This is a genomic window from Sphingobacterium olei (assembly GCF_005048855.1).
Lineage (GTDB): Bacteria > Bacteroidota > Bacteroidia > Sphingobacteriales > Sphingobacteriaceae > Sphingobacterium > Sphingobacterium olei.
The window spans coordinates 337281-360902 of record NZ_SUME01000004.1; the positions used below are offsets into that span (position 1 = coordinate 337281).

Below are 23622 nucleotides of genomic sequence, written 5' to 3' on the forward strand. Positions count from 1 at the left end.
TCATGTCAGAAATAGTAAAAAGAGTCTTATTCATAGATAGAGATGGTACATTAATCGTAGAACCGGAGGATGAACAAATTGATTCCTTCGCCAAACTTAAGTTCTACCCTGGTGCTTTACAATATTTACCGAGGATTGCGAAAGAACTTGATTTTGAATTGGTTTTGGTATCGAATCAAGACGGATTGGGTACAGATTCGCATCCAGAAGCTAACTTTTGGCCTGTACATCATTTTATCATTGACACCTTTAAGGGAGAAGGGGTAGAATTCGCCCAAGAGCATATCGATAGGACGTTTCCACATGAAAATGCAGCTACACGTAAGCCCGGAATAGGTATGCTAGAAAGTTACTTTGATGTAGCGAAATACAACTTGGCCGATTCGTTTGTGATTGGCGACCGCGTGAATGATGTGAAATTAGCTCAGAATTTAGGCGCTAAAGTGATTTGGCTGCGCAACAACGATGAGCTTGGAAAGGCAGAAAATCTTGAGATTTCGGATGAAGTGGTCGCACTGGAAACGGCACAGTGGAAATCGATATATGAATTCCTGAAGTTGGGAACCCGTACAGGGGAACATTATCGTAAAACAAACGAAACCGATATCTACATCAAGTTAAATTTAGATGGTTCAGGAAAATCGGATATCGATACAGGATTACCTTTCTTTGATCACATGTTGGATCAAATCGCCCGTCACGGCGCTATAGATCTGACCGTTAAAGCCAAAGGAGATCTTGATATCGACGAGCATCACACGATCGAGGACACGGGTATTGCACTTGGAGAGATTTTCTTGAAAGTTTTAGGTGATAAGCGTGGCATCGAACGATATTCCTATACGTTGCCTATGGACGATTGTCTGGCACAAGTTGCGTTGGATTTTGGAGGACGTAATTGGATTGTGTGGGAAGCAGCATTTAAAAGAGAAAAAATAGGAGATATGCCAACGGAGATGTTTTTCCATTTCTTTAAATCGTTTTCTGATGCATCTAAATCAAATTTAAATATCAAAGCCGAGGGAGATAATGAGCATCATAAAATTGAATCAATCTTCAAAGCTTTTGCCAAATCAATAAAAAAAGCGGTGCGTCGTGATGCAGATAATATGCAGTTGCCGAGCACAAAAGGAGTGTTATAGTATTTAGATGTGAAATCTTAGGCGTAAGACATGGTGTCTCAAATCTAATATCTCACATCTTAAATCTAATAAAAAATGGTAGGAATAGTAAATTACGGTGCGGGTAATATATTTTCACTCACTGCAGCATTGCAGCGAATCGGAGTAGAGTATGGTATGATTAATCAGGTGTCTGATTTTGACCGATATGATCGTATCATCATTCCAGGTGTAGGTCATGCAGGTGCTGCGATGCAAAAACTGCGGGAGACAGGCCTAGTGAAAGATATTTTACGATTAAAGAAGCCTGTTTTGGGTATATGCGTAGGCATGCAGCTTTTGACGGCATATTCCGAAGAAGGAAATGCCGATTTACTGAATGTATTCCCGTTGAAGACGTTACATTTCGACCAACGAGTCCAGCTAAAAGTACCTCATATGGGGTGGAATAGTGTACGTGCTGAAAATGAATGCCCTTTATTCCAAGATGTTCCGGATAATACGTATTTTTACTTCGTACACTCTTATTTTATTGAATACAGTGGGCAATATACTGGAGCTGTCTGCGAATACGGCTTGCCTTATTCTGCTGCGATTCAAAAAGACAACTTTTATGGCGTACAGTTTCATCCGGAGAAATCTGGCAAATACGGGGAGCAGCTTTTGTTAAATTTTTCGAGAATATAATTTATTAAAATATAAACAACTATGTATATCATTCCTGCGATTGATGTTTTAGACAAAAAAGTAGTTCGATTAAGAGAGGGATCTTATGAAGATGTCACTACTTACGAAATTTCATTAGAAGAGCAAATCAGAAAGTACCATGCAAATGGTACTGAACTTGTTCATATCATCGATCTCAACGGTGCGAAAGGTGATTTTTCAAATCAAGAATATTTATTTGATATCGTACAACGCACCGATATGAAAGTACAGTATGGAGGCGGCGTTCGCAGTATCGATAAAGTGAAGGAACTTGTTGATGCGGGCGTATTTCGTGTTATAGTGGGTACGCAAGCGATTACAAACCCATCTTTTTTGGAAGAGTTAAGTACGTTAAACGAAGGGCGTACAAAATATGCAGATCATATCGTAATAGCAATCGATGTGCTGGACGAGGTGATTAAATATTCAGGATGGTTAGAAAGCTCCCCAATTAAGTTGGTCGAATATATTGACAAATGTTTGGCGTTAGGTTTCTTCCGTTTTCTATGTACGGATATCAGCAAAGACGGCAAATTAGGTGGAGCCGGAGTTGAACTGTATCAAAAACTGTTGGATCATTCTCCTATTATCAAATTGATTGGCTCAGGTGGTATCAGCTCCATGCAAGATATTGAAGCATTGAAAGCTTTGGGACGAATGGAATCTTGTGTTGTTGGTAAGGCAATATATGAGAATAAGATTAGTATCGAAGAAATTAAGGATTGGAACCTCAAATCACTAATTAATTTCTAAGATGTTAGCAAAACGCATCATACCGTGTTTAGATGTTAAGGATGGACGTACTGTAAAGGGGGTCAATTTTGTTGATTTGCGTGATGCGGGAGATCCTGTGGAGTTGGCTTGGCAATATTCTGAACAGGGTGCGGATGAGCTCGTTTTTTTAGATATTACCGCTACGCACGAAAAGCGTAAAACAACGATTGATTTGGTGAAAGCTGTGGCTCGTCAAGTAAATATTCCATTTACAATTGGAGGCGGAATCAACGAAATGGCAGATGCAGAAGTACTATTAAATGCTGGTGCCGATAAAATATCAATCAACTCTGCCGCTGTTCGTAATCCAGATCTGATTAACCAATTGGCAAGCGCATTTGGGACACAGTTTGTGGTAGTCGCGGTAGATACCAGATTAATTGAAGGAAAGAATTATGTGCATTTGCGTGGAGGGCGTGACAAAACGGAAATAGAAACCGAACACTGGATAAAAGAGGCAGAAAATAGAGGAGCAGGCGAAATCCTATTGACCTCTATGGATCACGACGGAACAAAGAATGGATTTGATAATTCACTGTTAAAGAAAATAAATGATCAGATTCGGATCCCATTAATTGCATCAGGCGGTGCCGGCAATCAACAACATTTTGCAGATGTGTTTCAGCATTCAAATGTGGATGCTGCATTGGCTGCATCCGTATTTCACTATGGCGAGATACGGATTCCGGAGTTGAAAGAGACATTAAGAAAGCAGGGCATTACCGTCCGATGATGTCGGATTAGAACAAAGATAAAAAGAGCAATGGTAGATTTTGAAAAAGGAAATGGGTTAATTCCAGTAATCGTTCAGGACTTTCAAACATTGGAGGTGTTGATGTTGGGTTATATGAATGAAGAAGCCTGGCAGAAAACGCAAGAGGATAAAAAAGTTACTTTCTACTCAAGAAGTAAAGAAAGATTGTGGACGAAAGGGGAGGAAAGTGGTAATTTTTTACATGTAAAAGGCTATCACATCGATTGCGACAAGGATACTATACTTATTAAGGCCCAGCCCGAAGGACCGACTTGTCATACGGGGACGCGAAGTTGCTTTAACACAGATTATAACCAGAATTTTATAGCCGAATTAGAACGTATCGTGCAGCAGCGTTATGCATTTCCTTCCGATGAATCGTACGTAAACAGACTACGCGGGAGAGGAATTAATAAGATTGCTCAAAAAGTGGGAGAGGAAGCCGTGGAAACCGTGATAGCAGCTTTGACTGAATCCGAACACGATTTTATCAATGAAACTTCAGATTTAATTTTTCACCTTTTGGTATTATTACGGGAAAAAGGTATCAGTCTAGAAACTATAGCGAAAAACTTAGAAAATAGACATCAGTAACTTATTCGTGTATTAGCAAATTTGCCTATTCACACATTCACGTATGTGGATATTTCCTCAAGAAAATTTATTATGAGCGAGCTACTTTTAAAAGGAACGTTAGCAGGACATCAGAACCCTATTTTTGCATTGGAGGGTATTCCTGGAAAATCTCTTCTTTTTTCCGGTGGAAATGATAAAGGAGTTGTGGAATGGGACTTGGAGGAGATGAAATTCAAGCGAATTCTGTGTGCTGTGCCAGCTTCCGTTTATACATTGTATCATATTCCCGACACAAATTATCTTGCAATAGGCATGCGCAATGGAGAGATCTATATTGTAGATTTTACCAAGCAGGAATTGATGGCAAAGTTAAAAGTCGAGGCCGGAGCGGTGTTTTGTGTTAAATCTTTGCGCGGTAAACAGGAACTAATAGCCACCGGTGAAGAAGGGAAAGCCTATGTTTGGGATTTAAGGAATTTCGAACTGCTCTATTGTTTTTCGGTTTCAAAGACTACTGTTCGGACATTTTCTATTTTGGACGATGAAAGCAGGATAGCGTTCGGAGATAAAGATGGTGTTATTTATATCGTGGATTCCTTGGATTACCATCGCATTGAAAAAAGGCAGGTTCACGAAGGTGGTATTACTAGCCTTGCATATTTCAAGCAAGATCTTTATTCTGGAGGTAGGGATGCTAAACTCTTTCAATTGAACGCTCAATTGGAGACTATAAATCAAATCATACCGCATATGTTTACCGTGTATGGTATTGCAACTTTAGCCCCGTTTTCTCACTTGGTCACCGTAAGCCGGGATAAAACCATTAAAGTTTGGAACACAGCATTAAATTTACTTAAAAATGTGTCTAAGGATAGGGGCTATGATTCCCATATGCTATCGATTAATTCCGTCTATTTCGATAACATTACGCAGGAGTTGGCGACTGCCGGTGACGATAAGTTGATTAAAATCTGGTCTGTCAGCTAGTCTATATCAAAGATAGTATCTTAGTTAATTTTACCTCATCGATATGATCAAAATCATCCAATTGATTGCTGTCTATATCTAAAACCCCTATTATCTGCTTGTTTTTGTAAAGGGGAATTACTATTTCAGATTTGGAAAGCGAATTGCAGGCGATATGTCCCGGAAACTCTTCCACGTTGGGTACAATTAAACTTTTCTCTTGTGCCCAAGCAGTTCCGCAAACACCCTTGTTATAGCGGATCCGTGTACAGGCTACAGGACCTTGAAAAGGACCTAGGACCAATTGATTGTTTTTAACCAAGTAAAATCCTACCCAAAAAAAGTCAAATTGTTCTTTCAGCGCCGCAGCGATGTTTGCCAGATTTGCAATGAGATCTTCCTCTCCTTCCAAAAGAGCTTTTATTTGAGGAAATAACGTGTCATATTGATCTACTTTACTTCCGGTTATGATGTTAAGGTCTTCAGCCATACTAAATTATGAATTATTGAAAGAGTACTCGGAGATTGATCCCGAAGTATGTATAAGATGTAGCGTAGTTTTGTGATGTGTAAGGTTTTACAGAATTTGAATTATAGAATAACCTGATGTTGTAAAACTGATTCACCGTATATTCAAGCGTAGGGTTTATACTGATACTTCTATTTCCGCCTGATACCTCTGCTTCGTTGATGTCTGATCTATAAACGACAGTTTTTCGGTCATTCAATGCAAAATCTAGCTTGAAGTTGAAATCATTTTTCCATTTCCGATCAGCGAATAGGCCAAATGGAAGCTGTACATTGTTCTTTCGGTAGCCCATCCCAAATATAAGAGATTCTTCACTCATCATTGCCATCTGACTATTCTGTAGGCTAAAGTTCATGTCTCTAGATTTCCTGTATTCCGCGTTTGCCGACATATTGTTCTTTAGACGAACATCTACCCCTATTAATGGAACGAAGCGGTCAATGATAGACACCTGTCCATATAAATTTTTTGGAAGAAAATTATCATTGATATCTCTTTCAGAAGGCGCACCATCTGTTTCTGTATAACGAATCACAGAATTATATCCCGCAATGACATATTGCGACTGGTAGGCGTGCGATAAATTTATCGACGTAAATAGATCTTGAAGCGCTACGATATTCGATAACCCGTTATAAGAAATACGCCAGTTTGGAATTGGGAAACGAGGTTTACGGTCTATGCTGCTCTGGTCGGGATCCTTTCCTAAGTAAGTAGACAAAAACGAATTGATGACAACATCCTGTTGCTCTTTACTATACCCGTCGGCAAAGCTTTCCGGATCTCCTTTTACGGAATTTATATTTCGTTCGGACAATCTATTTGAAATGATCAGACGTTGTTCTTCGAATTTTTTAAATAATTCATTATGGCTTGTAAATGACGTATGTATGGCGATCTGAGAGATACTGTAATTACCAGTCCGGTATGGCGTGATTGGTTCTAATGTTCCACTTTGTGGATTGTACTCCAATTCCGTGGTCGACGAGAAATTATAATTATCTACCCGTGTAGCCGTAAGATCTATCCGCAATCCTTTAAGGGGTTCCAAATTAGCAATTACAGAAATATTCTCGGCAAAGGTCTTCGTATATAAATTGGTTTGTAGTGTATCCGAAGATATCCATCCGTTCGTCACCGCTCTCGATAAGATATCACGTTGACTACCAAATAAAAACTCCCAACCAGGTGCATTTGCGTCAAAATTATAACCTAGTAAATTGGTGTTCGGCGTATAGCCCGGTAGATAGGTTCCCTCTATTCGGGTATAAGCACCGCCGACATTTCGTACAGATGTCAGTAACTGAACAAAAAAAGCTTTGCTCCCTTTTGCATTTCTGCCCGAATTTTGTCGTATGAAGCCAAACTTATTATATAATGTCGAAAAGCTCAATGTTGGATTTACCTGAATCGTTCTGTTGTTTTGGATACTATTCCCTAAACTGATTTGGTCACTCTGAAATGCAATAAGCGGTTCGCTTTGCCAATTAAACTGCGTACCATATCTTGTGATGACACTGATCCACTCCAAATACGGGATTTTATTAATCGGTAAGGTGTATGTCAAGTTCATCATGTGATTATAATCTGTCGTTCGACCCATTTTCCAGAAATTAGACCACATGGTGTCTTGCTTAATCCCGTCGATACGACCTGCCGGCTCATCAATGATCGAGTAATTTGTTGCATTGAAATCTAAACGTAATGATTTTGTCAAATCCCAACTGATACCGTAAATACGGTTCATATTGAAGTTCTTGTTGTAGTACGTCGGCAATAAATTATTAGAAGAATTGTCTCTTAATGTATTTTCATTGTAAATTCTATTGACTTCCAGTCTAAAGTTTAATAAAGAAGGCATCAAGTTGAAGTTTAAATCCTTAATGAACGCTAGGTTTTTATTCTTGATCCCTTTGAAAGGCTCGTAGAAATTTAGCGTTGGATTGCTGTAGTTATAATCTAACGCGCCTCTATAGTTCCTTTGAATAGAAGTAGCCGTATTGTAGTCCCTGTGGTTGTATTCCGCATATGCATAGGACAGCCCAAAATTTTCGATGCTCCAAGGTCTAATCAATGATTCATTATTTGTTTTGATCTTACGAATATTTGTAAAACTAAAGCTTTTGCGCATGGTATAATCCTGCACTAAGCGTAGCAACGAATCTCTGCTGTTGTTGGACATCGTGGCTAAAGCACTGTTTAATTCGATATCCGGATTTAATGGATTGTATTCGGGAGTGGATTTTTGATTGGAATAATTAAAATAGAAAGGAATAACAATACCATGTCTCGGGTGGAAAAATTTCCCCAATTCCGCATTGGTCGTGATATCAAAATAGGTGTCCTCAGACCGGTTTCTTTCCCCTACCCGTTGATATATCGAACCAAAGCCTACCGTTGATCTTGTCCCGGAAATCGATACATTGGCAAAATCCGCCAATTTCAAGTTGAGACGAGCCGTAGCCGCCCATCCGCCCTTGTCGTCAAAGTCGGTAAGACGGAGCTCATTAAACCAAAATTCACCATGCAGATCTCTGCCATCGTCTAGGTTATTGCTGGTAGATGATCCGCGTAGCGGGTTACGTACCCCCATCATATAGAATCGTACTTTGGATAAATCCGGGGTTCCTATAACAGTAATCCTATTCTCACCGTCTGCATATTCAAAAGGGACATCCAATGGCCAAGGTTGACCATTAAGCACAGCTTTTTCACGCGCTAATTTAGCATCTTTTAGTAAGTTAATTTTGATATTCATCCGGTTCTCCATCGGCCAGATTAAATCGGCAGAACTCGTGCCGTATGGCGTGATAACGAGGGGCATGTCATATTCATAGTAATTGTACTTATCGTCCGTTCCGAGACGGACAAATGCCCTGAAATCGCCGTTATTTAGATTTTCACCTTCGGCATGGATAAACATTTCTAAGCGACCGTAAGGTCTGAAATCGTGAGATGCTGTTTTATAGGTTGCCCGACCGTATCCATCTCGCAGATTTTTAACATCTAAACTCAATGCCTGTTCATTCAGTTCTACATCAAGATTATTATTAGACCAGTCTATTTGTCGGTTAATACCAGGAGGTACTTTATATGGAATAGGTTCTCTTTTGCCGTTTTCTTCTATACTTACATTTGCGACATTGAAGATAGAATTATCAGACGCCACCACACCCATTGCGTAATCACTGATTACTTTGTCCGCGACATTTTCACTGTTATATTTTCGCCAATCCCCGCGTACGAATTGTAACCTGCCAAATCGAACAACAGAGGTGTCAGCAAAGTTGGTCATAAACATCCGTACGAAGCGAACAGATTTAAAATCTTGGATATCGCCATGTCTGCTTTCAAATTCATTAAGTGGTATGCGTATTTTATACCATTTTACATCAGACTTCTGTGAGTTGGCCAAGGTTACCTGTGTAGTTTGCTCATCGACAATAAAGTTTTGACCAACAACCATATCTTGCGGGCGAATGGATAATTTATATTGGTAATATTCATCCACTTCGTTCATGGTGTTATCGCGATTTACATCTTCGCCATCGGGCAATAACGTATTTGCTGAGGTTTCTACACCAAAATCTGCCAGCGACTGGTCGTTTGTACGCGTGTTTCCCTGTGTGCCGTTGTACCGCTTGTAGCGTTCCAATATTCCGACACTCTGGTCAAAATGATTCCCCCTAAAATACGTATAATCGTCGGTAGAAGGGTCGTCCTGTAATGAAGCGAAAGCTGTTGGATTTAATATGCCTTGCAGTTGATTTAGGAAGTTGCTGTGAAATGATCGTTCTTCGACATTGGTTAACCCGTCTAAACCTATATCCTGTAGTAATCTACTCTCATTGCTATTTTCGAATGCCTGAATAACAGGTTGGTTTTTTATCACATTACCCCAAACGGTCTGTTCGATCTGACTTTTATCGCCAGTCGGAGAGAGGCCATTTTCCAATGATTTACGTCCATCTTTTAAGATGTCCTCAGAGATGTTGCCGAGATTGATATAGATGTCACCACCGGCTTTGTTGGGGTTGGTAAGGGTAGGGTCCATCATCCACATCTCTAAGAATTCAATATTCTGAGCTTCGAAATCGGTTTGATCAATTTTTCTAAACATACCGCCCCAACGATTTTGTGGATTGCTTAATGTACCATCGCTATTAACCCCCGTAGTCGTATAATTGTATTGGCCGCGCAACATCGGGTAATACGTCATATCCAATGTCGATAAATACACATCCGAACCTGTTCTACTGTTCCTAAATGGAAATACTTCCTGCTCGGTCACTTTTCTGACCCGATGGTCGGACAACATATTGGGCGTTAATCTTGGATTAAGATCCGAAGGTTGATAAAATATCGGATCAATATTATAGAATGTAAGATGCGATCTGTTGTAACCATAGCTTAAATCGTCGTTCAGATTAGATTCCGGAAACATACGGGGAGTTCCAGAGATTTGCCAACCTAAATACCCCTTGATATCGATATACGAAACACTATTCTCAAAGTTGTCAATGTATGTGGTGCCCGTGTTATTGTCCGCTGTATTCAGGCCGCGGGGATGTCCGGGTAGTAACTGTGCAAATTCGCCATAAAAACTGATATGGGATTCTTCTTTTGTACTTAAAAAGGGCAATTTATCGACTAAACGGGTTAACCATCTCGAAGGTGCATTGTATGTGAAATCCGCACCCAACATGGTATTGGAAATAGGTTCTTGACCGATAGTTACCTTTTCGGTAAGTGGTTTTTCGGTCAGGTTCATGACAGTGGCTCCGATATGGATATTTGGATTCAGGGCATAATCAAAGCGCCCGCCCATTAATGTTTTTTGTTGCAGACCATATAACGTCTCATCTTCCATAGAAATGGAAATCGGTTGACCGGAAAGAAGAAGTGCTTGGTTTAAAATCCGAAGATTACCTATTTGATAATCGATGTTGTAATCTATCCCTTCTTCCAATACTGCACCCCCAGACATTACCCGGACAGAGTTTGGTCGAAGGTTCATCGCACCTAATTGATATTCGGCACTCCCCCCGGCAGAGCTATATCTACCTTTTAACAGATAGCGATTTTTGTTGGGATATTTTTGCTGCGCATCCATTTGGGTCATCGTATACAGTTCCGGAAATGTGTATTTTTCCACCAATTGGGTCTCGCCTGAGGTAAATTGAGCTGCCAAATCTCTACCGAAAGGCTCTACTACGGGGAAGATTAATTTTCCGCGTAAAGGTTCTATCGTGATATTTTCTAAAAAGTCCATTAGACCGTCGGCACCCGCAGCCTGTTGCTGATCTAGTCGATCTAATCCAGTCAATTGCAACCAGGTTTTATCGACAGTATTGATTCCTTCATATAATGCGGGCCGTTGTGCCCCCGTTTCATCTTCCGTGCGGTAGATCTGAACGTGAAAGTTGGTGTTCGAGATGTTATTTGCGCCCAATGAATACACATTCTTCATCATCAAATCCCAGGTAGGAAGATTTGTTTTGATTGTTTCATTTTTTAGTAGTTTGGTGTAGAGCATTTTTGGTTCCGAGGGCGTTACAGGAATATCGGTGCTAAATTCACCTACTTGATATTCTCTACCATTAGCCAGATACTTGTAGGCTACCGCTAAAACCTGATCCTGATGAAGTGGATATATCAATGAAATATAACCTAATCTTCTGTTGACGGTGAAGTCTCTACCTTCTACTAATTTTCGAGCGTAGGTAAGTTTGACATAGTTGTCATTTGCGCCCGTAGAAGCAAAAAAACTCTGGGTGAAATTACTGTTTGACGCACGGCCACTTTCGCCCAAGAGCGTTAACAAGTTGTTGGAAATCGAGGGAGCTGGCTCTCCGGGGATACCTGTAGAGGGAAGCGGCTGGCTTGCGCGGGAAATGAGGCTATTGGATGGGGTATATTCTCCCAGGTCCATCAAGGCCATGATGTCCCGCGCCTCTTCGAATGAGTTGGAACGGTTGCTGGTCCATACCTCTATTTGGGTAATATTTACCTGTGTATTTAGTATTGGAGCCAGTGCTAGTGATCGGTTGTACGTGTCGCGAAAATATTGTCCCAAAAAGAAATGTTGATTTGCCTCGTAATTATCCATCTCTAAGACAAATTCACTGTCACGGCTTCCATTTGTAATTGTGAATTCTTTTTGGTGGGAGCGTTGTTGTGAAAGTAACCCTGTGAACGTTAACTTGCCAAACTGCAGCTGCGCCTTGATACCAAAAAGTGACTCTGAACCTTGGATTAAAGTAGAGTTAAGAGGCATGCTTACATTACCGATTTCTAATCTGCGTAGGATATCATCATCTTTGGCTACGTAGTCAAACCGTACCTGATTTTCAAAACCAAATTGTGCTTGTGAATTAAAATTGGCATTGACCTGTACGCGTTCACCTATTCGTCCGGTAAGGTTTAAGTTAATATTTTGATCGAAATCAAAACCCCATTGTTTACGCTGCCGTTCATTGAACATCGGATTCTGATTCGTATTGTATTGCCCCATTAAAGTCACATCTGCACTTCCACGGGGGCTGATGTCAATGGTATTTCCGCCAAATATCCTTTCGAAGGTAGGACTGTTGATTTCTATGACCGGGAAAAGACGTCGTCGTCGCTCTTCTGCTAACTCTTTATCCGCCAATTCTTCCCAATAATTTTTTTGTAACCTATTGAACTCGTATTTGCTAAATTCATCGATGGATAAATAAAGAGGTGGTCTATACAATTTGGAACCAATTTTCTCACGAATGATGTATTGTTTGGTTTCTGGATCAAAAATAATCTCCCGTTCTATGTTGGAAGGCTGACCCAAAGAAATCGGCCGGTAAGACTTGGGAAGTTTGATAAAAGGATTATCTTTAAATCCGTATTTTAGTTTCGTACTATCGGATACGTTGTCAGCAGATCCTGCGGATGTAATAGTCTGCGCAAAACCTATATATAGGAAGGTATAAACAAAAACGACGCATCGTGCTATGAAACTATATTTTTTCAAACGGAATGGCTAAAACGAGTACTATGCTTAAAATTAGATCAACACTCGCAAATATCATAGTTTTTATTAACATTCGCAATCAAAATAAGCATCTCAATATAAATAAGATGTGTTAAAAAATGCTAAAATTTCGATATGGTAGAGTTCGGGCTACAGTTTTTTTAACGCAGATTTGATTAGCGCCTCCACGGTTAAGTCGGGTTCGGTTAGGGTAATGGTATTTAATACTTTTTCTGCTTGAGGCTTTGCGAACCCCAGCATGACCAAGGCCGTCAATGCCTCTTCAGGTACGGAAAGTCTGTTTGATGATAAAGGTAATAACGTATCTGCCCCTTCTTTTTTCAACTTATCTTGCAGTTCCAAGATTACGCGCTGCGCGGTTTTAGGACCTATTCCTTTTATTTTTTGTATAATGGCCACTTGCCCGTTGATAATAGCCGATTGGATCTCTTCGGGGGTGATTGAAGAAAGTATCATGCGTCCGGTATTTGGACCAATCCCCGATACGGAGATCAAATGATTGAAAAGTTGTCGTTCTGCTTCGCTTGCAAACCCATAAAGGGTATGGGCGTCTTCCCGAACTTGAAAAGATATATATAACTTGCAGTTTTCTTGTTCCTTAATAAACGCAAAAGTGGTCAACGAGATATGGATATGGTATCCGATCCCACCCACATCCAATATGACGTGGGTGGGCGCTTTAAATACCAGTTTGCCGTTCAAATAATCGTACATCAATTATGAATTAGATGAGTTACAATATTGAGCTTCTACTACTGCTATCGTAACCATGTTGACGATTTCGCGCACCGAACTATCCATTTGGAGCACATGTATAGGTTTGTTCATGCCTAATAAAATAGGTCCAACGGCCTCTGCATTGCCAACTTCCTGTAAAAGCTTGTAAGCAATGTTCCCTGATTCTAAACTTGGAAAAATCAATGTATTAGCCGACTCTCCATTTAATGTGCTAAATGGAAAATTCGAAGCTAAAAGGTCATTGTTAAGCGCAAAGTTTGCCTGCAGATCTCCGTCTACGATGATGTCAGGGTAGTCTTTGTGCAATATTTTAACTGCCTCTCTTACTTTTGTCGCCGTAGTACCTTCGTTTGATCCAAAGTTGGAGTAAGACAACATGGCCAAACGTGGTTTGATGTTGAATCTTTTGACAGCCGTCTCTAACAATACAGCTATCTCTGCCAGTTCTTGTGCTGTAGGATCGGTATTTACCGTGGTATCACCTAAGAATAAAGGCCCCTTTTCGGTGAGCATCATGTACATCCCCACTAAACGGCTTCCTTCCCGTGCTCCAATGACCTGCAATGCAGGTTTAATCGTTGTGGCATAATTTCGTGTAAGTCCCGAAATTAACGTATCTGCTTCACCAAATTCGACCATACTAGCCGCAAAATAATTCCGATTGGTTATTAACTTCGATGCCTCGCTTTTGGTTACACCTCGCCGTTGGCGTTTCGCATAAAGGTGGTTGGCAAATTTCTCGTATCTTTCCGTACTTCTTTCTTCCTGTGGATCAATAATTTCTACCGAGTCAATTTCAAAACCGTACTCCTTAATCAGGCCGTTAATTTTGTCTTTATTACCGAGTAAGATCGGGATCGCAATCCCTTCTTCTTTGACAATTTGCGCCGCACGAAGTGTTTTGTAATTATCTGCTTCCGCAAAAACGACACGTTTTGGATTACTCTTCGCTTTGTCAGTCATGTTACGCATGATGCGATCGTCTTTTCCTAGACGTTTGCGAAGCTCTTCTTTATAGGCATCCCAGTCGTCGATATGCTTTCGCGCAACCCCGGAATCAATAGCAGCCTTAGCAACGGCAACAGATACTTCCGTAATTAAGCGTGGATCCGTAGGTTTGGGGATAACATAATCTTTGCCGAAGCGTAGATTACTCGTGTTATAAGCCTGATTAACTTCTTCAGGTACATTTTGCTTTGCCAAATTAGCAATGGCATGAACAGCAGCAATTTTCATTTCTTCGTTGATCGCTGTAGCACGTACATCCAATGCGCCCCTGAAAATATAAGGGAATCCCAATACATTATTTACTTGGTTCGGGTAATCCGACCGGCCTGTTCCCATGATAATATCTCCGCGTGTAGCAACGGCGGACTCGTAGGATATTTCCGGATTTGGATTGGCCATAGCTAGTACAATGGGGTTTGGAGCCATCGTATTCAACATTTCCGGGGTTAAAACATCCGCTTTAGATAAACCGATAAACACATCACTTCCTTTGACAGCATCTTCTAACGTATAGATGTCAAGGTTTGTAGCCCATTCCGCTTTAGTTGCGTCTAAGTTATCGCGATCCGCACGAATAACACCTTTGCTATCTAGCATAATGATGTTTTCCTTTTTTGCACCTACCGATACGTACATACCCGTACAGGATATTGCGGCCGCACCAGCTCCATTTACTACGATTTTTACTTCTGCAATGTCTTTGTTCTGTAGTTCGCAGGAGTTGATTAGCGCTGCACCTGAAATAATAGCTGTACCGTGTTGATCATCGTGCATCACCGGTATCTTCATTTCGGCTTTCAATCGACGTTCGATTTCAAAACACTCCGGAGCCTTTATATCTTCTAAATTTATACCACCAAAAGTGGGCTCTAATGCTTTTACGATATTTACAAATTCATCTACGTTTTTGGTGTCTATTTCAATATCAAATACATCAATATCGGCGAATATCTTGAACAGTAAACCTTTTCCTTCCATCACCGGTTTTCCCGCTTGAGCACCAATGTCACCTAATCCTAAAACGGCTGTGCCATTACTGATTACGGCTACTAAATTTCCTTTAGCGGTATATTTATAGGCATCTTCGCTGTTTTCAGCAATAGCCAGGCAAGGTTCTGCTACACCTGGTGAATAGGCCAACGATAAATCTCGTTGTGAGTTATAAGGTTTTGTCGGCACGACAGCTATTTTTCCAGGACGCCCCATGGAATGGTAATTTAACGCATCCTGTTTTCTATTGATTTTACTCATTTTTCAGTGTTTATTTTCAATACGAGGGTACAAATGTATCATTCTATTTATGTAAAGAAGAAATTTTGCGCCAATATTATTTTAAATTATCTAGTACTGTAAACATGTTTTGACGCATTTTTGACGCACCGCCGTCATAGTTGTATACCAATAGTGTAAATGCGTACGTCTTTCCATCCTTTGCCGTATGATAGCCCGTGTAACCCAACGTGCCACCAATAGTGCCGCTTTTCATCGTCATTTGATTATAGTTAGGCAAGGCCTTAACAAAATCCGTATGCCATGGTCTTGAAATTGCATATTGCATGATTTTAGTCATCGCGGCGGCTGTCACGTGATTTTGTGGAGATAGACCAGAGCCGTCCTTGATATCTAGCTCCTGCTCTTGAATCTGAAGTTTTTGGTTCCAATACTTTTTAAGATACATCGCGCCTCCAGACGTCGTTGTTTTATTGCCGGTAATGTATCCGATACTTTTCAATAAAGCTTCTCCGTATAGGTTGATGCTTTTTTGGTTGAACCAGTATACAATGTCCACTAGTTTGGGTGAGTAGTGGATATCAAGATCTTTTGTTTTTAAAGGAAATACAGAATCCTGTTCAATCAATCGCTGGCCTGTAGTGGGGTTTCCAAAAATTTCTATTCCATCTGCTGAAATGCGTTGATGCAATTGATAAGCTACATCAAATGCTGGATCTGGGATGGATATTTCAATCGTTTTTTTTAGATCTTGGCCATAAGATCCTCTTAAGTATATTTTTTCGGAATAGGGCGCCGAGTAGGCATACACATTATCGCCAGATCCCTTCGTTCCAGTCGTTACTTGATTAACTACCGATAAATAGGAGATATCATGCGTGATGTTGGAAATAGGCGTGGCTTGGCCTATGGCAGAAGTTCTAAAATTTACCCCCGTTTTATTTTCCCGCCAATTCAGTGCCGAAATTCCTGCCCCATAATAATTCCCAATATCGGTCCAGATCCAGCCACCTGGAATATCGTTTCCTACATAGAGCCGATCATCGCCGATGATTCGTCCATCAATTTGATGTATTCCTGCATTTTTAATCATCTGACTCCATTTGGCTAGAAGCTGTTCTTCGCGCTGCTCCGGGTAGCGGTCACTACCAAGCGTAGGGTCACCAGATCCCTGGATCACGATATCCCCTTGTAGTGTGCCAAGACTATCGATTTCTCCTGTATAATAGAGCGTAGTTCGATACCTATATTCTGGGCCTAAAATATCTAACGCGGTAATAGAGGTAATGACTTTTAAGGTCGAAGCTGTTGGTAAGCCTATCTGGCTGTTTTTTTCAAATACAACGTTTCCATTTTTAGCATCCACCACATACATAGCGGCTATTCCATTCTTAAGATTTGGTTGATTTATGAATTGCTGAAAGCCAGTGGTTAGCTTCGACGTTATAGCTTGCTGTGCTTTAATAGACGCAGGCATAACGAAGAGCATTGATAATAAGGCTACAAAAAGTAGTTTACTAGTTATCATGCGTATAAATTTGTTCGATTTAGTCATCAATATTACATCCTTGTTTTACAAACTTAGACAAGTTACGGAAAAACTACGCTGCTATTTTAAAAAATAGGAGAAACTGAGCATCGTAGTTTGGAAAGGAGGATTAAAATCGAAACTTACCCGCGTAACCCGATGAGAAAAAGACAAATTCACGGACCTGTTTCCTTTACCAATCATTGAAGGAGAGTGTAAAGTGATTGGAGAGTTTAATCTGGAAGCGCCGTGTAAAGCTAGGCTTTTAACCACGGCACCGTGAGGGCAACGGGGGAGACTCCCCTGTACAATTTCCTCTGCCAGCATTTCATTCTGCAAAAGACGTAAAGCGAAGGCATTGAAACGATTACTGTAGAAAGAATATACCTTATTAAAGGACCGTTCATCTCCTTGCGATATGCGATTGAGCAAATGTGTTTCGTTATATAATTATGGTCAATATGTCGTCGATAATCTATCAATATAGTTAGTATACAAACTTAGATAAATTTGCATACAATTATAATTGCGTAGAATAAAAACACAAATTATTTTTCATGATGTGTCTGTTTTCTGCATTCAAGAACGCTTCGCTTAAGTTTATCAATGCCAGTTTTTATGGCATGAATGAGCACTAAGTGGTTTATCGGCTACTTCACCTTAATCACCACCTTTCCTTTTGCTCTCCCGCTTTCAACATATTCGAGGGCTTCGTTGGTCTGTTCAAAGGGAAAAGCTTTATCGATGACCGGACGTATCTCATTTTTCTCAATTAACGTAGCAATTTCAGCAAGTTGTGTTCCATTGGCTTTCATAAATAGGAATTCATAATCCACATCCAATTTTTTAGCCTTAGCTCTGATTTTACTGCTTAATAGCTTGGTAGCAAACTTTACATACCAGGGCAGATCAAATTCTTTGGCAAAGATCGGTGTAGGCGGACTCGAAATAGATATTACTTTACCACCGGCTTTCAGTATACGCAGCGATTTTTCAAGGGTTTTGGTATCCTGGCTATTCAGTACCAGGTCATAGTCTTTCAGGACATCTTCGAAATCCTGTGTTTTATAATCAATCACTAGGTCGGCACCAAGACTTTTTACCAGATCGAAGTTTTTCGCACTGGTTGTAGTAGCCACGGTTGCTCCCAGATATTTTGCCAACTGGATTGCAATTGTTCCGACACCCCCCGAACCCGCTTGGATAAAGACTTTTTGTCCTTTTTTAAGATGCGCTCTCTCTACAAATGCCTGCCAGACTGTCAAGGCTACTAATGGAATGGATGCAGCCTCTTCGAAACTGATATTTTTAGGCTTTAATGCTACATCTTTCTCATCTATCGTGATATACTCGGCAAGCGTACCGATATGGAAATCAGACGGTCTTGAATAAACTTCATCACCTACCTTGAATTTGGTCACTTTTGAACCAACTCGGGTAACAATACCCGATACATCGTGTCCCAGAACGAGCGGGAACTTATACGGCAAAATCAATTTTAATTCACCGCTTTTAATTTTTGAATCCAGCTGGTTAATGCTAGCAGCATTTACCTGAACCAATATTTCGTAGTCTTTCAAATTCGGTTCAGGCATTTCAATAAGCCGGAGCTTATCTTCCTTGCTATACCTGGATATACTGTATGCTTTCATTTTGTGTGTCTATTTTGATTCCTTTTATATTCAATAGTCTGGCCGTTTTATACGATCATACTTTTCTTATTGCTCGTGCAGCTCCCTTCTAAGGTTAATTTTCCGGACTGGATATCCCCTAATTTTTGTGTATAGCTGGGTTAAAAATGTTTTACGACATAACGTCCTACTGCCTTTCCTTCCCGAACTTTCTCTAAAGCCGCAGGCAATTCTTCCAACCCAATCTGTTTGACAATGGTGGTCAGTACTTCCGGTTTCCACTCGTCCGAAAGCAGCTGCCAAATGGCTACCTTGTGTTCTAATGGCTGTTCAACCGAGTCTATCCCGATAAGTTTTATGTTTCGTAATATAAACGGGAAAATACTTGTTGTTATATCTGCTGAGGCGACCAAACCGCAGCAGGTAACGGCACCGTTGTATTTTATTGATTTCAACATGCCGGAAAGAATATTTCCACCGACTGCATCAATAGCCCCTGCAAATTCAGCGTTTGATAATGGGCCGGCATCATACTTTTCTACAAATTCCTCCCGTGAAATAATTTCGCTGGCGCCCAATGTATGAGACAGAAACCCGTGTTGCTCTTTTTTGCCTGAAATCGCCAGAACCTCGTAACCCAATTTAGACAGGATGGCCACGGAAATACTGCCCACACCGCCTGTGGCACCGCTTACCACGACTTTACCGTCCTCAGGCTTTATTCCGGAACGGATAAGATCGTAAACTGATAATCCGGCAGTAAGTCCTGCGGTACCATAGCTCATTGCTTCCAAAGGCGATAGTTCTTGAGGTAATGCTACAACCCACGCACACGGAACACTGATATATTCGCCAAAACCGCCCCAGGTGTTCATTCCCAGATCGTAACCTGTTACAATTACATGATCTCCCGTTTTGAATTTGCTATTGGAAGAAGTAACAACTTCGCCTACTGCATCAATACCTGGAACATGCGGAAATTTTTGGGTTACGCCTTTGTAGCCGATAGCAGACATGGTGTCTTTAAAATTGACTGAAGAGTATTGCACTTTAATCAATACCTCGTTTTGGGGAAGATCTGTAATTGGAAACGTTTCTACCTTGGCGGAAAAGTATCCTTCGTTTTCACGGACAATTAATGCTTTGAAGTTATGTTCCATTTTTTTGATTTTTAAGATTGTTACGATTTTAAATGTTCAGCGTATTTTTTTTGGTTTACCAGGCCATATGCCGCTTTGGGTGCCAAACGGTTGATAAGATACAGCGCTTTAGTGTCGCCCACACGAATGGTGAATTCATCTTTTTCCAGACCGCTGATCAGACTCTTTACCAATTGCGCCGGACTGATTTTTTTGTCATCCCGGTCGGCCACCATATCTGTATCGACCAACGGAGGTAAAAGCTCAAAAACTTTTACCTTGCTGCCTATAATTTCCAGATGTGCACGGAGCATCTTGGTATAAAAAGCCAAAGCTGTTTTGGATGCAGAATAAGTCGCTTCCATTATCGACGGTACGATGCTGAGAATGGATGTGGTATGGATGATAGCCGCTTCTTTTTTCGTTTTAAGCATATTCAGGAAAAGATCATTCAATCGGATAACGCCAAAATAATTGACTTCCATTTCATAAATAGCTCCTTCCAGATGCTTTTTGTTGGGTATGCCGAGATTTGTTGGCGGCACACCCACACCAGCATTGTGATACAAAATATCAATGCCGCCCAATGTTTCTACCTGTTGGTAAAGAGCATTTGCATCGGCCTCACCGGAAGCATCACTTTGCATTGTAATCAAAGCTGGATGCATCTTTTTTGCTGCATCCAGTTTCTGTTGATTTCTTCCGGTAATGATTACCTGAGCGCCGATATTTAGAAACTGCCTTGCAGCTTCCAAGCCGATACCCGAACCTCCGCCGGTGATTAATATTCTTTTTCCTTTTAAAACCATTGTGAATATTTTTAAATGATTGAATTTACGCTTTTCCGCGCACAATATTTGCGAATGCTTCCTGGGTTGCCGCAGCATAGATCTTGGTTTCTCCCACAGGCACTTCAAACTGATTTTTGTCCAAAGCAGCAAGCAGCTCATCTGCTACCTCAGATGGCGGAATACCATTGGCACCCCCTATTTCTGCCGAAAAATCCGTGTTGACCAAAGGTGGATATACTTCGTAGACATTCAATTTTTCGTTTCCCGCAAAGGTATCCCTAAGTCCTTCGGTATAACTGTGAAGTGCCGCTTTGCTGGCAGAGTAAGTCGGCAGGTATTTATTTGATCTGAATACAGCGATGGAAGAAATGTTGATAATCGCCGCGTCCTCCTGTTGCAAAAGCAGTGGAGTAAGCAATGAAGTGAAATGGATCACGCTAATATAGTTGGTGTTGATCTCGATGTACGCTTTTTCGGCGGTGTTATTATTAGGATCACTTAAATCATTCACAAAAGCTGCTTCATTGGCCGCACGTGAACGTGTCATCGGTGCCATTACCATGCGGTTTTTGAGTTGTAATCCGCTTAATTCGTACGTTTCAAATAATACTGTGTTGCCCATATTCATTGATTTTAATTATCATATATTGTACTTTTTGGTCTATTCTATTTTAATAATATACTTTTTAGTATATTTTGTTTTAAAAAAATTATTTACTGTATTGCTCCAGTTCTGCCTTTAGGTTTTTAATAAGCGATTGCATGGGCTTTATATTGTTCATCGTTCTACACATGATTATGCCACCTTCAACAGCCGCCACCATTTTAAATGCAAAAACCGTCGGATCAAGCTCCCGAGAGAACTCCCCGTTTTCTATCCCTTCTTTAAGTATATTTGTAAGGCCTTCCTGACCGGCCCTGAATGTCGCTGCTACCTTCTCCTTGATCGCCGGATAGTTGTCATCAGCCTCGACCGCCATATTGAAAATAGGGCATCCTCCTGAAATGTACGTTTCTATCGGATTTCTATAAAAATCAATGAACGCGAAAACCTTGGCTTTTGCAGTTTTTCCTTTTGAAATGGCTATATACATCTTCTCGGAGACTTTTTTCAGCATCTGATCAATGACCTGGGCGGAAAGATCGTCCTTGTTTTCAAAATGGCCATAAAGACATCCCTTGGTCAGCTTCGTTGCAGCCAGCACATCATCAATATTAACACCGGATATCCCCTTTTCGTTATAAAGGGGGGCTGCTGTTTCCAGTATAAATTGCTTTGTTCTTTCTGATTTTGTCAACATCACTTCAAAATATTACGCTTCAAATATACTAAATAGTTTATTTTCTGCAAGTGTATTTAAATATAAGTAACAGAATGAAGCGATTCTTTACGCTACGGTGGCATTTCTATTGAGCCGCGAAAGCGATGGCTCTAAATATCTCAAGTATTTCAACTTCTTGTTTGACATGTCGTTAAAATTAATGGTTTAAATCTTTCTCTTCATTCCCAGTCTAACCAGTTTGGTTCTTCCTCGCGTTCGAAGAAAACAAGCCCGATCGGGACTTCTTTGAATGATTTGGATGGTGTGCCGACCACCCACGATCCACTCGCAATTGGCTTATCTTTCCAACTAATTCGTGTTCAAATACAGATACTGGGATTGATAGGTATAGTTTAGCCCTTTCTCGTACCCCATTCCAAATACCATCGCTACAGATCGTAAGTGCTGTGATGCGGAGGCATTTTGCTTGGATATGGAAGAAATTGTCTGCTGTGCGCATCGTCTTTACTGCTGTATCGATCATATCCCCAGCGACGTGCAGGCAATAGCATCCTACACTGGGGGGACCCGCTGCACTACTGTTCGTTTCCGATGCACATACCATCCTGTTTACTAAGCATGGTATCGCTCTTGATGCGCTCTCGAGACGACCGTCTGCAGTGTTCATCTTATCGTTCCCGCTACTTAATCGGTTTTGCTGTGCCTTGCAGGCAATTGGACCATGTTCTTGGAAAAAAACCTTCGCTCTCCATCGCTTCTGCTGCGCAACAGATCGTATTGCCTAAGGGTAGGATCGAAATGCCTGCATTGCCCTTCGTGTTTCCTACGTCAGTCATCGTGTACGCTGCTGTTCCCATCGGTCTGGATGAGTATCGGAGGAAAATCGATGCGACGCTGAGGAGACTTCCTCCGGTGCGCATCGTACTGCCCGCGGTGGTTGGTTTGCACAGGTTTGACCAAAATAGCCCCTTGTTTGCACAATCTTGAACAACTTTGACCATTAAATCGACTAAGCTCTGGCTCCTTTCCATCTTTGGAGCATGGAAACAGAAGCACTCATAAAATCAAGACATCCGCCGTAAGAAAAATGTAAATCAGCGAATAGGCAAATTCGCAGATCTGCGAATCAGCACACAAATAAATTAAAAAACAAGTAAAAATTAGAATTATCATGAGAAAAGATAAAGTAAAAACAAATTACGAGAAAGTATCTGAGTTTGAACTGTCGACATTGGCAGGCCGGGTACTCAAAGCGATTCAGGAACCAGCCGCAGTAGTTTATTTTCCGAATCCAAATCCTACACTGCCAGTTCTGGAGGAATTGGTTAACGATTATATACAAAAGCATGAGATTGCGAGCAGACGGGGTAGTGCTTTGGAGATCGGGCAGAAGAATGAGAGCAAAACACGGCTATTGGAAGGGCTGCAGCTATTGGCAACCTATGTGAATCAACAGGCCGGCGGGCAGATTTCCGTGTTGCTTAGCTCAGGCTTGATATTGGCGAACCAGCCTAAGAGTAAGGATACGCCGCTGATACCCCTGAATCTCAAACTTCGGGACGGCAGAGTAGGGGGACAGATGCGGTTAGATTTTCAGGCGGTAAAAGATGCCTGGCAGTATGAAGTGGAGATCGGACAATCCGCCGTGGGGTCGGCCGAGATTGTCTGGGACCGTACGGTGTCTACCACTTCCTCCCGCAGCAATGTGCTGGTCGGTTTCGAACCCGGCGTAAAGTACTATGTGCGCGTGCGCGCCCTAAATGGTAAAGGTATTGGCGATTGGTCCGAACCGGTATCATTAATAGCGAGGTAACTTGTA

General features: G+C 41.1%; 19 protein-coding genes. 7 read left to right on the plus strand and 12 right to left on the minus strand.

Annotation, left to right across the window (positions count from 1 at the left end; translation table 11 throughout):
- The first annotated feature begins 2 nt into the window (after nt 1–2).
- The 6 genes from hisB (at nt 3) to FAZ15_RS11490 (ending at nt 4920) form a co-directional block, all read left to right on the plus strand.
- Entirely contained in the window at nt 3–1142 is a 1140-nt protein-coding gene (gene hisB / locus FAZ15_RS11465; protein WP_136901453.1) for a bifunctional histidinol-phosphatase/imidazoleglycerol-phosphate dehydratase HisB, read from the plus strand.
- Nucleotides 1143–1217: 75 nt separating this feature from the next.
- Nucleotides 1218–1808: an imidazole glycerol phosphate synthase subunit HisH gene (gene hisH / locus FAZ15_RS11470; RefSeq protein WP_136901454.1), complete on the plus strand. Its 591-nt coding sequence runs from the start codon at nt 1218–1220 to the stop codon at nt 1806–1808.
- A gap of 21 nt (nt 1809–1829) precedes the next feature.
- On the plus strand, nt 1830–2582 hold the full coding sequence (locus FAZ15_RS11475) for a 1-(5-phosphoribosyl)-5-[(5-phosphoribosylamino)methylideneamino]imidazole-4-carboxamide isomerase (RefSeq protein WP_136901455.1): 753 nt from the start codon (nt 1830–1832) through the stop codon (nt 2580–2582).
- A gap of 1 nt (nt 2583) precedes the next feature.
- Nucleotides 2584–3336 carry an imidazole glycerol phosphate synthase subunit HisF gene (hisF, locus tag FAZ15_RS11480; protein WP_136901456.1) on the plus strand — a complete coding sequence of 251 codons (753 nt, stop codon included), beginning with the start codon at nt 2584–2586 and terminating at the stop codon, nt 3334–3336.
- Between the two features lie 18 nt (nt 3337–3354).
- Nucleotides 3355–3951: a bifunctional phosphoribosyl-AMP cyclohydrolase/phosphoribosyl-ATP diphosphatase HisIE gene (hisIE, locus tag FAZ15_RS11485; protein WP_262709299.1), complete on the plus strand. Its 597-nt coding sequence runs from the start codon at nt 3355–3357 to the stop codon at nt 3949–3951.
- A 72-nt stretch (nt 3952–4023) separates the two neighbouring features.
- Nucleotides 4024–4920 (plus strand): WD40 repeat domain-containing protein, encoded by an 897-nt coding sequence (locus FAZ15_RS11490; RefSeq protein ID WP_136901458.1) that lies wholly within the window; start codon nt 4024–4026, stop codon nt 4918–4920.
- Between the two features lies 1 nt (nt 4921).
- On the opposite strand, the gene FAZ15_RS11495 is transcribed toward FAZ15_RS11490, so the two are convergent.
- The 12 genes from FAZ15_RS11495 to FAZ15_RS11550 all read right to left on the minus strand — a co-directional run bounded on the left by FAZ15_RS11495 (nt 4922) and on the right by FAZ15_RS11550 (nt 22834).
- On the minus strand, nt 4922–5389 hold the full coding sequence (locus FAZ15_RS11495; RefSeq protein WP_136901459.1) for a GAF domain-containing protein: 468 nt from the start codon (nt 5387–5389) through the stop codon (nt 4922–4924).
- A gap of 13 nt (nt 5390–5402) precedes the next feature.
- Nucleotides 5403–12377, minus strand: coding sequence for a T9SS outer membrane translocon Sov/SprA (gene sov / locus FAZ15_RS11500; protein ID WP_449448572.1), 6975 nt, complete (start codon nt 12375–12377; stop codon nt 5403–5405).
- Between the two features lie 207 nt (nt 12378–12584).
- Complete coding sequence (ruvA, locus tag FAZ15_RS11505; protein WP_136901460.1) at nt 12585–13169, minus strand: Holliday junction branch migration protein RuvA; 585 nt, start codon at nt 13167–13169, stop codon at nt 12585–12587.
- 3 nt (nt 13170–13172) lie between these two features.
- Nucleotides 13173–15452 carry an NADP-dependent malic enzyme gene (locus FAZ15_RS11510; RefSeq protein ID WP_136901461.1) on the minus strand — a complete coding sequence of 760 codons (2280 nt, stop codon included), beginning with the start codon at nt 15450–15452 and terminating at the stop codon, nt 13173–13175.
- A 76-nt stretch (nt 15453–15528) separates the two neighbouring features.
- Nucleotides 15529–16959: a D-alanyl-D-alanine carboxypeptidase/D-alanyl-D-alanine endopeptidase gene (gene dacB / locus FAZ15_RS11515; RefSeq protein ID WP_238387228.1), complete on the minus strand. Its 1431-nt coding sequence runs from the start codon at nt 16957–16959 to the stop codon at nt 15529–15531.
- 650 nt (nt 16960–17609) lie between these two features.
- Entirely contained in the window at nt 17610–18611 is a 1002-nt protein-coding gene (locus FAZ15_RS11520; RefSeq protein WP_136901462.1) for an NADP-dependent oxidoreductase, read from the minus strand.
- A 140-nt stretch (nt 18612–18751) separates the two neighbouring features.
- Nucleotides 18752–19750 carry a YhdH/YhfP family quinone oxidoreductase gene (locus FAZ15_RS11525; protein WP_136901463.1) on the minus strand — a complete coding sequence of 333 codons (999 nt, stop codon included), beginning with the start codon at nt 19748–19750 and terminating at the stop codon, nt 18752–18754.
- Nucleotides 19751–19770: 20 nt separating this feature from the next.
- Nucleotides 19771–20538: an SDR family oxidoreductase gene (locus FAZ15_RS11530; protein WP_136901464.1), complete on the minus strand. Its 768-nt coding sequence runs from the start codon at nt 20536–20538 to the stop codon at nt 19771–19773.
- 25 nt (nt 20539–20563) lie between these two features.
- Nucleotides 20564–21142: an SDR family NAD(P)-dependent oxidoreductase gene (locus tag FAZ15_RS11535; RefSeq protein WP_238387229.1), complete on the minus strand. Its 579-nt coding sequence runs from the start codon at nt 21140–21142 to the stop codon at nt 20564–20566.
- An 88-nt stretch (nt 21143–21230) separates the two neighbouring features.
- Nucleotides 21231–21821 carry a TetR/AcrR family transcriptional regulator gene (locus FAZ15_RS11540; protein WP_136901465.1) on the minus strand — a complete coding sequence of 197 codons (591 nt, stop codon included), beginning with the start codon at nt 21819–21821 and terminating at the stop codon, nt 21231–21233.
- A 211-nt stretch (nt 21822–22032) separates the two neighbouring features.
- A complete protein-coding gene (locus FAZ15_RS11545; protein WP_136901466.1) occupies nt 22033–22470 on the minus strand; it encodes a hypothetical protein in 438 nt (145 codons plus the stop codon).
- Nucleotides 22471–22483: 13 nt separating this feature from the next.
- Nucleotides 22484–22834, minus strand: coding sequence for a hypothetical protein (locus FAZ15_RS11550; RefSeq protein WP_136901467.1), 351 nt, complete (start codon nt 22832–22834; stop codon nt 22484–22486).
- Between the two features lie 140 nt (nt 22835–22974).
- Between FAZ15_RS11550 and FAZ15_RS11555 the strand changes: the two genes are divergently transcribed.
- Nucleotides 22975–23616 (plus strand): fibronectin type III domain-containing protein, encoded by a 642-nt coding sequence (locus FAZ15_RS11555; RefSeq protein WP_136901468.1) that lies wholly within the window; start codon nt 22975–22977, stop codon nt 23614–23616.
- Nucleotides 23617–23622: the final 6 nt, after the last annotated feature.